At 46.2% G+C, this 12,430-nt stretch carries 10 protein-coding genes; 9 read left to right on the top strand and 1 reads right to left on the bottom strand.

Annotation, left to right across the window (positions count from 1 at the left end; translation table 11 throughout):
* The first annotated feature begins 111 nt into the window (after window positions 1-111).
* The 5 genes from pulA to MKX75_RS22260 all read left to right on the top strand — a co-directional run bounded on the left by pulA (window position 112) and on the right by MKX75_RS22260 (window position 6,226).
* Window positions 112-2,988, top strand: coding sequence for a type I pullulanase (pulA, locus tag MKX75_RS22280; protein ID WP_339166872.1), 2,877 nt, complete (start codon window positions 112-114; stop codon window positions 2,986-2,988).
* A gap of 280 nt (window positions 2,989-3,268) precedes the next feature.
* A complete protein-coding gene (locus MKX75_RS22275; RefSeq protein WP_339166870.1) occupies window positions 3,269-3,898 on the top strand; it encodes a 50S ribosomal protein L25 in 630 nt (209 codons plus the stop codon).
* A gap of 158 nt (window positions 3,899-4,056) precedes the next feature.
* Entirely contained in the window at window positions 4,057-4,578 is a 522-nt protein-coding gene (locus MKX75_RS22270) for a hypothetical protein (RefSeq protein ID WP_339166869.1), read from the top strand.
* A gap of 272 nt (window positions 4,579-4,850) precedes the next feature.
* Entirely contained in the window at window positions 4,851-5,822 is a 972-nt protein-coding gene (locus MKX75_RS22265) for a WYL domain-containing protein (protein WP_339166868.1), read from the top strand.
* A 41-nt stretch (window positions 5,823-5,863) separates the two neighbouring features.
* Entirely contained in the window at window positions 5,864-6,226 is a 363-nt protein-coding gene (locus MKX75_RS22260; protein ID WP_339166867.1) for an HIRAN domain-containing protein, read from the top strand.
* A gap of 58 nt (window positions 6,227-6,284) precedes the next feature.
* On the opposite strand, the gene MKX75_RS22255 is transcribed toward MKX75_RS22260, so the two are convergent.
* The gene (locus MKX75_RS22255; RefSeq protein WP_145150110.1) at window positions 6,285-7,388 is read right to left on the bottom strand and encodes a glycosyltransferase family 4 protein; all 1,104 of its coding nucleotides are present in this window, start codon (window positions 7,386-7,388) and stop codon (window positions 6,285-6,287) included.
* 192 nt (window positions 7,389-7,580) lie between these two features.
* Here MKX75_RS22255 and MKX75_RS22250 point away from each other — a divergent pair, with 192 nt between their 5' ends.
* The 4 genes from MKX75_RS22250 to MKX75_RS22235 all read left to right on the top strand — a co-directional run bounded on the left by MKX75_RS22250 (window position 7,581) and on the right by MKX75_RS22235 (window position 12,281).
* Window positions 7,581-7,916 (top strand): DUF3817 domain-containing protein, encoded by a 336-nt coding sequence (locus MKX75_RS22250; RefSeq protein ID WP_082762840.1) that lies wholly within the window; start codon window positions 7,581-7,583, stop codon window positions 7,914-7,916.
* Window positions 7,917-8,193: 277 nt separating this feature from the next.
* On the top strand, window positions 8,194-9,012 hold the full coding sequence (locus MKX75_RS22245) for a TerC family protein (RefSeq protein WP_062836156.1): 819 nt from the start codon (window positions 8,194-8,196) through the stop codon (window positions 9,010-9,012).
* Between the two features lie 501 nt (window positions 9,013-9,513).
* The gene (locus MKX75_RS22240; RefSeq protein ID WP_339166866.1) at window positions 9,514-10,977 is read left to right on the top strand and encodes an RtcB family protein; all 1,464 of its coding nucleotides are present in this window, start codon (window positions 9,514-9,516) and stop codon (window positions 10,975-10,977) included.
* Window positions 10,977-12,281 carry an AAA family ATPase gene (locus tag MKX75_RS22235; RefSeq protein WP_339166865.1) on the top strand — a complete coding sequence of 435 codons (1,305 nt, stop codon included), beginning with the start codon at window positions 10,977-10,979 and terminating at the stop codon, window positions 12,279-12,281. Before MKX75_RS22240 ends, MKX75_RS22235 begins: the two co-directional genes overlap by 1 nt.
* Window positions 12,282-12,430: the final 149 nt, after the last annotated feature.

The raw sequence follows: 12,430 nt of genomic DNA, 5'->3' as shown, positions 1-12,430 counted from the left end.
ACTCGATTTGAACCGATATGTTAGTACAGACAACCCCGGGTTGACAAACAACGTCCCACTCCGTAACATCGGGACAACACGAAATTAATGGATATAAAGGCGGTGGGAACGATGCCGGAATGGACTTCTTTTCGTTACGATGGCAACGATCTTGGCTTAACATATACTCGTGCAGCAAGTACTTTTAAATTGTGGGCACCTACGGCACAACAGGTTTATATATTGGTTTTTGAGGATGAAGGTCATTACAGCGATAGTGGCAAAGTACAAGATCATGAAGGTGGGCAGGAACATGTTCTGACGCGCGATGCGGATGGAATATGGAGTCTGGAGCTTAACGGCGATTGGGCAGGACATTTTTATATGTACCGAATCATCCATGATGATCAGCGGATTGAAGTGGTTGCTGATCCGTATGCCAGAGCGGTAACAGCTAATGGGCAACGAACAGCCATTATCGATCCTGAGACCACCAATCCATTCGATTGGGATCTGGATGTCAAACCTGCGTTTCTGCGTCCTGTCGATGCTGTGTTATATGAGTTACATGTCCGTGATTTTTCCTCGGACCCACATGCAGACATTCCGTATAAGGGAAAATATTTGGCATTCACGGCATCCGGACTCACCGATAGAGCGGGCTATAGTATTGGGATAGATCATCTTGCCGAACTGGGCGTCACTCATGTGCATCTTATGCCTGTAGCGGATTATCAGACGGTCAACGAACTCGCTACGGCGGATGTGGGCTCAAATGTCAGAGCACCATACAACTGGGGATATGATCCTCAGCATTATAACGTTCCCGAAGGTTCGTATGCGACAGATCCACGTGATCCGGCAGTTCGCATCCGAGAGTTCAAATCCCTCGTTCAATCGTTGCATAGACATGGCATTCGCGTTGTACTTGATGTTGTCTATAACCATACGTATAGCGTGGAAGAGGGACCTTTTGAACGGATTGTACCAGGCTATTATTACCGTTATCGGGAGGATGGCACTCTCAGTAATGGTTCTGGTGTAGGCAATGAATTGGCGACTGAACGTCCCATGGTGCGAAAATATATTTTGGATTCTCTCCGATATTGGGCAGAAGAATATCATGTGGACGGATTTCGATTTGACCTCATGGCCCTGATTGATACGGAAACGATGAATGAATTAACGCGTGAACTACGGGAACAGATCGATCCGGCGTTTCTGATCTATGGGGAACCCTGGACGGGTGGAGACTCACCATTGGACCGCAAAACGTTAAAAGGAACCCAGCGGGGTCAGGGATTTGCCGTATTTAATGATCATTTTCGCAGTGCAATCAAGGGCGATAGTGATGGCAGTGGCAGAGGGTTTGTCACGGGTGCCAGAGGGCAGGAATATGAGCTTATTAGGGGATTAGCAGGAGCGCTGGATGATTTTACATCTTCACCTGTGGAAACCGTCAATTATGTGACTGCCCATGACAATCTCAATTTATGGGATAAAATAGCGACAACAATGAACCTTAGACACGAATTAGGTTTTCCCGTATGGAAGGACGGACAGCCCGTGGGGGGCGGAAGTGCTGAGTCGGCTGTCAAAGCAGCAGTTCCCTATCGGTATGTCGATGCAGATGATGTAATGGATCATGAGATGGTTCGTCGCTCGTTGCTGTCTTCCGGTATTCTGCTTACCTCTCAGGGCATTCCGTTTCTGCATGCAGGGGATGAGCTGCTCCGTTCCAAAGCCGGTGATCATAACAGTTATCGGAGCGGAGATGCGGTGAACACCATCACATGGGCCAATAAATCGCGGTTCAGACCGGTGTTTGACTACTACCGTGGTCTTATTCATCTGCGGCGCACACATCCGGCTTTTCGTATGATTGATGCCGAACAGGTAAGGAATCACCTTCGTGTGATTCGTGGCGACGGCAATGTGGTTGCTTTTATTCTTCAGGATGGTGCCAATCAGGATACCTGGAATCAGATTATGGTCATTTATAACGGAACGGAACATCAGCAACATGTGGACCTGGGGGAAGGGGACTGGCATGTCGTGGTCAATGATCATCAGGCAGGTACAGATCTGATCGAGACCGTTCGTGGCACTGTTCAGGTAGAACGGTGGTCATTGATGGTTTTGTATGACACAGAGCATGCTGGAGGCACTGAACCGACCACCCTGGAGATTGGTTTTCCACGTCAGGTATATAGTCCGAAGGAGACCACTCAACTGCGAGCAATTGTAAGGGATAGCATCGGCAATATGGTAGAGAACGCCCCGGTTACGTGGACTTCTTCTGATCCGGATATTATTCGGATACAACCTGATGGAACAATCGAAGCGCTGGAACGGGGGGAAGCTTCGATTACAGTCCACTGTGGGGACATAACGGCAAGCTGTATGTTACAGGTGGATTATCGTCATGCGGAACGAATCGAAATTGTTGGCGAACCTGTCATGTACATGACTCGAATCAGTCGCTTCCGTGCCTTGGTTTTGGATCAATTTGGTCAGCCGCTTCAGGATTCGATTATACGCTGGAGCTCTTCTCATCCAGAACTTGCAGCGGTGAGTGCAGCAGGGATCGTACGTGCGATGACACCTGGAGTAACCCATATTATAGCTGAAGCTGGAGGAATTCGGGCAACGCTTGGCGTAACGATTCATAAACAGATTTCGCGAACCGTCACGCTTCGATACGAACGTGAAGACCAGCATTATGAAGGTTGGGATGTCTGGGTATGGGGCACCGGTATGGAGGACGGAGCAGTACGGCTGGAACAAGTCGGAAATGCCGCCGAAGCCCGCTTCCGCGTTGCTCCCGGTCTGCATCACCTGGGATTGATCATTCGATTGAACGAATGGGAAGCTAAAGATACGTGCGGAGACCGTTATGTGGACATTGTACCTGAAGACGGGGATGTACACATTATTGTCCGTAGCGGATCAGATGAGATGCAGATCATTCGCGAAAGTGAAAAAACGGAGGATCGTGATAGCGCATAGTTTCTTTTATTATAACGTCGAACGTAGTTCGTCAAAACCCTTGATAAACCAGCAGTTGGAAGAGATTCCGACTGCTTTTTTAGTCTTATTATACGTAGCATAGCTTGCCAAAAAATAAAGAAATGTCCTGTTTCGTGTTTGAGATCCTCTATCATTGGGGTAAATATAGATATGGCCCACGATTCGGCCAAAGAAAAAAGACCATTATGGTCTACGAGAGAAGCCTTAGCGCTTTCCAACAAATATAATGTAGTGATCCCTTGAAGGAGGATGTTCAATCATGAAATCCAACGGAAAAATGGCTCAACTTACAGCAACGCCAAGAACTGAAAAGAAAGGTGCAGCACTGCGCCTGTTAAGACAAGGTGGACGAGTTCCCGCTGTCGTATACGGCCCGGGACAAGAAGGTGCCTCCATACATGTAGATGAAAAAGAAATGCTGAAAGTGGCACGCACAGGCCGCTCCGAAATGTTCAACCTGAATGTTGAGGGTGGTAAAACGGTTCCGGTGCTGATCAAAGATCAGCAAGAGCGTAACGGACGTTTGCTGCATGTAGACTTTCTGCAAATTTCCAAGAATAAGCCGATCAGCGTAAGTGTATCGATCGACTTCCAGGGTACAGCAGCTGGTTCGAAAGCTGGCGGTGTATTCCAGACACAAGAAACACAATTGGAAGTAGAAGGATTGCCTGCGGATCTGCCAACTTCTATTGAGGTTGATGTGAGCGGATTGGACATTGGTGATCGCTTGACTGCTGCGGATATCAAACTAGATAAAGGTTTGACACTCGTAACATCACCTGAATCCATCATCGCGTCCGTCATGCCGCCACAAGCGGTTGAGGAAGAGCCAACAGCTTCTGCTGAGGAAGCTGAACCGGCAGCTGAAGAAAAAGCTACCGAAGAATAAACTAAGCGCAGGGATCTCACCAGATCCCGTACTTAACCAAAGCCCAGTCCTAAGGACTGGGTTTTTTTTATGTCCAGAACAAGAGGTTTCGAAGGTCGCATGAAAAATGAGAATATACTACAATATATGTTAAAGGATAAGAAAGTGGGTTTATTTCAATGTTTGATCCAACGGTGTATGACAATCTGAAAGTCGGGTTTGAGAATCATCTCTATGATATGGATAACCTGGATGAGCGTATTCAGATTACGGGGCGTAAAGATCGGCTGGAGATAGCGGTAATGTCCAGAGAGTTCATGTTACAATTCTGTCTCAGGGATCGCTTGGAAGTAACAGGCGAGGTCGTGCTCAGCAGTTCCCTTGAGGAGCTTGCAGCTGAGATTCTGGAGACGTCTGGAGCACATCCGGGTTGCCGTCTGGAACTTCGGTTTGGCATGATTGTGAAGGAGCCTGAGACGCAGTGTCCGGCTATTCGTTCGATATTGCAGCAGAGCTGGCCTGAGCAGAGGGTGTGCCAGAACATCCTATATATCTTTGATGAACAGCCTAGTACGTTTAATGTCACGGCTCACGTATACTTTGACCGCAGTGTGAATGAGGACCAGATGGGAGATATTCCTGAACTTTGTGAGCATATGGTGAATGTGATGGATCAATTATTACAGTTGAATAACCAGTAATTCTGAGAAAAGCCTTGTCTCTTTATAGAGATCAGGGCTTTTTTTGTATTATTTTTAGAAAATTGTATAGGCTTTCAGGCTTAGGTAGAAGGCCTTTTGGGTTAATATTTTACGCAAGCAAGTAAGAGAATGTATATTAAAAGGGGGTAAGAGTGCAATTGAACTATATACAAACGGTGAAAGTGCGAAAATAATATTGGGACTAAAGATTTAGTTCTGTACTAAAGGAACTAGTTTTCCTTGCCGATAAAATATCGAAGGGGAGAAACTACATGACAGAGAAATTAATTCGTCTGCTGCGTATACTTCAGGCTATACAAGCAAATCCCGGAATTTCCGCCAAGGAGTTGGCGCTGAAATGCGGTACAACTGTACGCACGATATATCGTGATCTCCGGATTTTGGACAGGGTCGCCCCGATTATGAACGAAGGATACGGCAAGGGATACCGATTCATTGGTGAGTTTGCGATGTATCCGTTAGACTTTACTGAACAGGAAGCGATGGTCTTCTCCATGCTTCCATCCGTAGTTGATACCTCCAAGTTGCCTGCTGAATTTGATTCAGCTTTTGACAAGGTCATGTCGGCTCATACCAAATTAAAATCAAGAAACAGTGACATTGTAGAGAATATTGCGGGAATTATTCGAATGGGTACGCCAGCTTATCGTGAGGAAGGAAAAGATCCCAATTTGCTGATTCCCATCATTGAAGCGATCCTAAGCCAGCAAACGATTCGTACTCAATATCATACGCTGACAAGAAATGAGATTACCGTCCGGGATATCGATCCTTATTATCTCATTCCTCGTGATCAACGTTTTTATTTGATTGGATACTGTCATTTGCTGCAAAAGGTTCGATTGTTTCGAATTAGCCGCTTTCTGGATGTGACAAGAACACATGCCGGATTCGACAAGGGTGATTTCAACATAACGCAGTACATGAAGAACACATGGTCCATTGACCGTGGCGACGAGAATATCCATTTCAAGGTAAGATTCTCTGAGAAAATAGCCCCCTACATAAAAGAAGAAGAAATGTTTGTTCGCCCGCGAATGACGGATATGTCGGATGGGGGATTGTTATTTGAAGTGACACTGAATAGCAGCCGAGAATTTTTGAAATGGTTATATCAATTCGGACCCGAGGCAGAGGTACTTGAACCTCGTGAGTTTCGTAGAGAGATACGCAGGCAACTTGTGGAGTGGTTGAAGCATTATGACAACGAAGTATCTTTGTGAAATTTTCATAATGGAGAAATACAGGAAAAGGAGCAGGTGATATGAACACCAAATTATTCGCAGCGATGTATGGGATGGAGTATTTCCATGGAGTGCAAGCTTTACATGTGGGGGACACCGTGTATCTCGTCAAAGATCCAGATAATCGTTTGGACCGTCAAGCGATTAAGGTTGTTATTCCCCCGATTGGAGCTGTAGGTTATATCGTTAATGATCCGCTTGTCGTACCGCATGGATGTTGGACCGGGACGGCATTCTATGATGTTTTTCATCAACTAACGTGTGCCAAAGTGCGCTTCATGATGAGGGATATGGTTATTATGGAGTTAATTGAGATGAGCCACATTCCTGTTCCGCAAATGGATTCTTTTATTACCGGATGGCAATCTCGCGAAAAAGCTTAATCATCCTAAAGAGTGTCTTTCTTATGGGGCAAGTTGATTATAAAAAACTGAAGGAGGCTCATTCTCGGATGAGCCTGGTATAGGTGGCTTCCAGATGTATGGCTGTTCTAGCCCAACTAAAATGTGCCATTGCGCTATCTCGGCCAGTCTTACCTAACAATTCGGCAGAAGCCGGATTGCTTGCAAGTTTGTTCAGGCAAGAAGCGAAACGTTGTGGACGTTTATAAGAGGTGACAAGGTATCCATTGCTACCTGATTCAATAATTTCACGAATACCTCCGTTATCAGAGGCAACGACGGGTAATCCTGAAGCCATCGCTTCAACATTAACCAGCCCAAAGGCTTCATGTTCTTGAGAAGGACATACCAGACAATCGACTGCCCGGTACAACTGGTCGATATATTCATGGTTTATCTGACCTCTGAAGGATATATGGACTTTTTGTTTTCGAGCAAGATCGCGAAGTCTGCGCATATAATACGGAGGGCCTTTGCCTGCAACAACCAGTTGAACAGGCACCTCTTGCTGAAGAAGGGCAGTCGCACGTATTAATATGTCTACACCTTTGCCAGGGATGAGCCGGCCGACATACAGAATAGAGAATGGTTTAGTTATTCCAAATTGTGTACGCAGGCGAAGCTGTTCTTCACTGGACTCAGCAGGCCTGAAGCGGCTTAAATCTGCACCTAGTGGAACAACACTCATCCGGCGTTTTACGAGCGGAAATCGGCGACCTAGCTTTTGTCGCAAGGATTGACTGTTGACGGCAATCCAATCGGCTTTTTTCATCAATGCAAGTCTGGAAGGCCCAGGTTGCGCGAATGTTAACGAGTGGAGGTAGAGTACAACCGGGGTGCGAGGGAAAGCGCGTTTAATGGCAGCCATGCTGCGGGGCCTGTTATCCACTTGAATCACATCATAAGCTTGCTTGGATAACAAACGTATTGCTGCTTTGGTGTACCCAACAGGACTTGATGCAGGGACACGCTGAATGGTGATACCGTCGATTAGCTCCGTGGTGGCGAGACCTGCCATTTGACGACTTATGATGGTCACCTGATGACGATGTGCAAGTTCGCGAGCAATCCCTAGGATGCATATTTCCACTGAACCGTTTCCGGGCAAAGGCAATTTCTCGGGTGCAACCATAGCTATTTTCATTAACAGGCTCCTCCTTGTCCGACATCGTTAACAATCTTCGTCATATATCCTATGAGCAGCAGCAGCATTTGGCTCCTGCGAACAGGCCGGTGAACCACCCATATGAGCGTGCAGGAATAATCTGCTGTTTGGATTGAAGCGGAGATATTCGGCTTTTGTGATATACTGTACGGGAACTATTGAGTTCGTTACATGTATAGAAGCAGGAGGAAAATGATGTTACATTCTATGCTGGGGCGCTTCCGGCTAATGTTGTGGTTGCAGGGCATTTCGTACGTATTGCTGCTGTTTGTTGCTTTTCCATTGAGAGATGCCGGGATTATGCCGCAGGCTGTCACATGGTTTGGAAATTTATATGGTTTTTTGTTTTTAATGCACTTGTTATTTATGGTGAGTTTGTATACTTCACAGAAGTGGCGTCTGCGTCGTCCAATTGCTCTATTCTTCGTTTCCTTTATTCCGCTGGGGAACATGATCTACGATGTTGTTGTATTTCGTAAGTTATACCGTCAACTAAATAAAGCTTGACTTTATTTAACGTTATGAAATATTATGGGTATAGGTTAAACAACCTGTTTCAACTAAAACTACATATTCCTGTTAAAGGGGAGTAGCTTTTACAGTAAAGTCGTCAATTCGGGATCATATCCCCGGCTTTATTGGCAGCAATTTTGTTGTTAGCGAGACCTTTACCAAGTTTTCATGCTCGGTAAAGGTCTCTTTTTGTGGATATAAAAGGACCTTACCAGCGATGGTAAAGGTCCTTTTTTTTGTACATCATAAGGATATTAAGGAGGAGTCAATGTTGGAAGTTTCATTATTATTGGAATATGGGTGGGTGCTGGCCGTCTTAGTAGTTCTTGAAGGACTACTTGCAGCAGATAATGCATTGGTACTCGCAATTATGGTTAAACACTTACCTGAAGATAAGCGCAAAAAAGCGTTGTTCTATGGTCTGATGGGTGCATTTGTTTTCCGTTTAGGTTCGTTGTTCCTGATCTCTTTCCTCGTCGATGTATGGCAAGTGCAAGCGATCGGTGCCCTGTATCTCCTGTATATCTCGATTAACCACATCGTTAAAAAGATACTGGGTAGTCGAAATAAGACAGATGAAGCAGCTGATTCAACGCCTAAGAAACCGAAAAAACAATCTGGTTTCTGGATGACCGTTTTCAAGGTCGAAGTAGCAGATATCGCATTTGCAGTCGATTCCATTTTGGCTGCCGTTGCTTTGGCCGTGGCGTTGCCACCAAGTGGATTGCCTCCAATTGGCGGACTTGACGGTGGACAGTTTATCGTTATCTTCCTCGGTGGATTCATCGGGCTTGTGATCATGCGTTTTGCAGCCACATACTTTGTGAAATTGCTTCATTCCCGTCCAGGGCTTGAAGTTGCGGCTTTTGTCATCGTAGGTTGGGTAGGGGTTAAGCTGGCAGTTATTACACTCGCACACCCTTCATTGGGTGTTCTGGATGAGCATTTCCCGGAAAATAAAATTTGGAAATTCGGATTTTATATTGTACTGATCACCATTGCGGTATGTGGTTGGTTCCTGTCTTCCAAAGCTCCTGATAAAGAAGACGAGAATCCGGTTGAAGAGTTGGAAAAACAAGCAGGACTGTAATAATCATGTTACGCTAACAACATCATTATTATTAGAAAAACAGGAGGCTGTCCTAGGACAGTCTCCTGTTTTTGTTTACATATGTCATCTGCATCATAGACCAATTTCCAAGAAAAGGGTTGACACATGAAATCGAGTCCCCTTAATATAAGACTAACATTAACGAAGGGAGGCCGAGAGACATGATGCTTGGTTATGATTTGAATCAAACAGGGCGCAACGTAGACACAATTGCATATCCGGCTCATCGTCTCATTGGCCTCATACGGTCGACATAGGGGATAGGCATATCGTTTAGCAGCTTATAATCGATATGCGTTCTTCGCTTATATTATAGCGATGGATGACAGACACACAGCATGTTCATGCTGTTCTGTTCTCCGTTATTGTCATTAGTAGAAGTCATGGGCGATTAGCCTATGGCTTTTTTTATTTATATTTTACACAGATGAATCGGCAAACCGAATTTGCTGAACGTACAGGAAGGAATAATACACTTTTATGAATACAGAATTTAATTTATTTACCAATCCAAACGAATTCGCAGGTGCTTATCGGCACGAAGTGAAATTGCCTGCAGGCGACCTAACCGTATATGCGGCGCAACAGCTCTTCTCCTCGCTCGATTACAAGGTGTTCGAGATGGCGAACAATAATCTGCAGATTCCGGGAATTTCTTATATGAGTTACACACCAGACGTGCATGTCGGTGTAGGCACCTGCATTGGAACGACAGCCGTGTGGGATGCACAGAGCGGATACGTATCTCCTTCCATTGTGGGCAGTGACATTGGCTGTGGCATGCGAGTGCATATGACGAACCTGCATAAGGACGAATTGAAAGACATCAAACTCCGCCGCAAACTCGTCAAGGCTATTGAGAAAGTATTGCCGATGGAGGCGAACCAGCGAGGTCATTACTCGGATATCAGACTGGAGCATATCGTTCGTAAAGGGCTGCATGGTTTACCCAAAAAGTATATTCCGGACAGCTACACACCGAAAAAATCAACCTCGATGACACATGTGGAAAGCAGCAAGTTCAGTTACGATCAGGATGTGTTAAATCATGTTCCTGATATGACGTGGCATCGTTCGCATCGTCAGCTCGGTACACTGGGTGGAGGGAATCATTTTGCCGAGATTCAGGCGATTGAGATCGCTGAAGAGAATCGTGAAATCGCCGAAGCTTGGGGATTGTACGATGGACAGGTCGTGGTTATGATTCATTCCGGCTCTCGTGCATGGGGTGGTTATGTCAGTCAGATGAGTTCGTCAGCAATTGCCAAAGTCATGCAGCGGCTTAACCTGGGTACTTCCGATCCGAGACTGGTCTTTGCTCCACTGGAGCATGCGGAAGGTCGTCATTATGTAAACATGATGTATTCTGCATTGAATTACGCTGTTGTCAATCGTCACCTGATTGCGTATGCTATTCGCGAAGCATTCCGGGATGTGTTTGGCTCCAAATGTGAATTCCGTACATTATACGACTTGATGCACAACTATGCCTGGGAAGAATCCCATGCGGACCAAGGTTCGGTTTTTGTGCATCGTAAAGGGGCGACACGTGCGTTGCCGGCAGGTCACCCGGACAATCCAAAGCCATACCTGGCAACAGGACATCCAGCGCTTATTCCCGGTTCCATGGGAACTGCTTCATATATCATGGTGGGTCAGCCACAAGGTGCTGATAATTATTATTCGATATGTCATGGTGCAGGTCGGATCCGTTCGCGGACAGCAACGAAACGATTGGTTTCCGTGGAAGATTTTGCTACGGCACTAGGCGTGGGTACAGAAGATGAGATCGTGGTAAACCAACGCTCACTTGAATCCATTATTGATGAATCACCTCAGGCTTATAAAAATGTAGATGAAATTATAGACAGTGTTACTGGCGCAGGCCTGGCTCAGGTTGTAGCCAAATGTAAACCGCTTGTAGCGGTAAAGGGAGCGAAATAATGACAATAAACGAACAACAAACGGATCCAACGCAGGCGATTTATACCTATGATGAACAGCATGATACCCGAATTCGAGTGGAAGGGTACGCCATCTATTCAAGGCTGATTCGTGGAATTAGTGAGGCGCTCCATCAGCGCTATGGGGTTGAATACAAGCTTTATGCGAGTTCTGACCCGAACAATGAATACTGGGAGTTACTCCGGGAAGATTTGCAAAATGGTAGCGAGGAAGTGGAATTGGTAGCCCGCATATTCGAGGATCTGGAGCTTCAGACCTTGCATTACGACGACGATGGCGATGTGCCGACTTATGGTGTGCATTACTCCATTCGCAACAACGTATTTGCCTATCCGAAATGGGGCGTAGCACTTGTGCGGGTTCCATTTTTCCGCGAGAACGGGATCTACAGTGAAGACTTTGTCTTTGCCATCGGTGATGAGGAGATGAAGCAGTTTCTGGGTAGTGTCCGAGAGCGGGAACGTCAGCAAAATATGAAAAAAGTGACGGTATACACCGATGCCCGGAATGGCAGCGATCGTCATGTCGAATCCATTACTCGTTCCGTGGGAAGAGAGGATGTTGTTCTCTCGGCGGAGATCAAGCAGGATATCTTCCGTTCGCTAGATCAGTTCTTCGAAGCGGATCGTTCCTTCTACAGAGATTACGATATCCCGTACAAACGAGGCATTTTATTGTATGGGCATCCGGGAAACGGCAAGACCACATTGGTGAAATCCATTGCTGGAAGTATTCCGGGACCGGCTGCGTATTGGCAGATTACGGAGTATACCAACAGTGAATCGGTGCGTGAAGTGTTCGAGGCTGCCAAACGGCTTGCACCGATGGTGTTGATCATTGAGGACATCGATTCGATGCCGGATGAAGTCCGTTCCTTTTTCCTGAATACATTGGATGGCGCTACGTCGAAAGAAGGCATTTTCCTGATCGGGACAACGAATTATCCGGAGAAAATAGATCCGGGCCTGATGAACCGTGCTGGACGGTTCGACCGGGCTTACGAGATTCCGTTGCCCGATGAAGCATTGCGCCTGCAATATTTGCAGCAACGGGGCTTCACCGTATTTGCTGGTGAAGAAGGTACAGTTGAGGCTGCTCGTCTGACCGACACGTTCTCTCTTGCGCAGCTGGGTGAATTGTATGTCAGCGCTGCGCTGGAATGGCATCAGAATGGACAGACAGATATTGAGAAAGTCATTCAGTCGATGCGTGGCGAGCTGGACAAGAGCCACAAACACACTTGGCTGGCACAGCCGGGTAAGGGACGTGCAGGATTTTATTGATCAGATCTAACCAATTCAATCGATAATATGACGAAATTTTATAAATAATCCTACCTCGATTGGTGATACTAACCTTGTCTGCTGTAACATACAATGACTTTCGGGAGGTACATAACGCAGCCCTGAGCTGGTGAGATGCCGGAAAGTGA

The organism is Paenibacillus sp. FSL R5-0341, assembly GCF_037975235.1.
In the GTDB taxonomy this organism is placed as follows: Bacteria; Bacillota; Bacilli; order Paenibacillales; family Paenibacillaceae; genus Paenibacillus; species Paenibacillus amylolyticus_A.
This window is presented reverse-complemented; position numbering and strand designations above follow the sequence as displayed.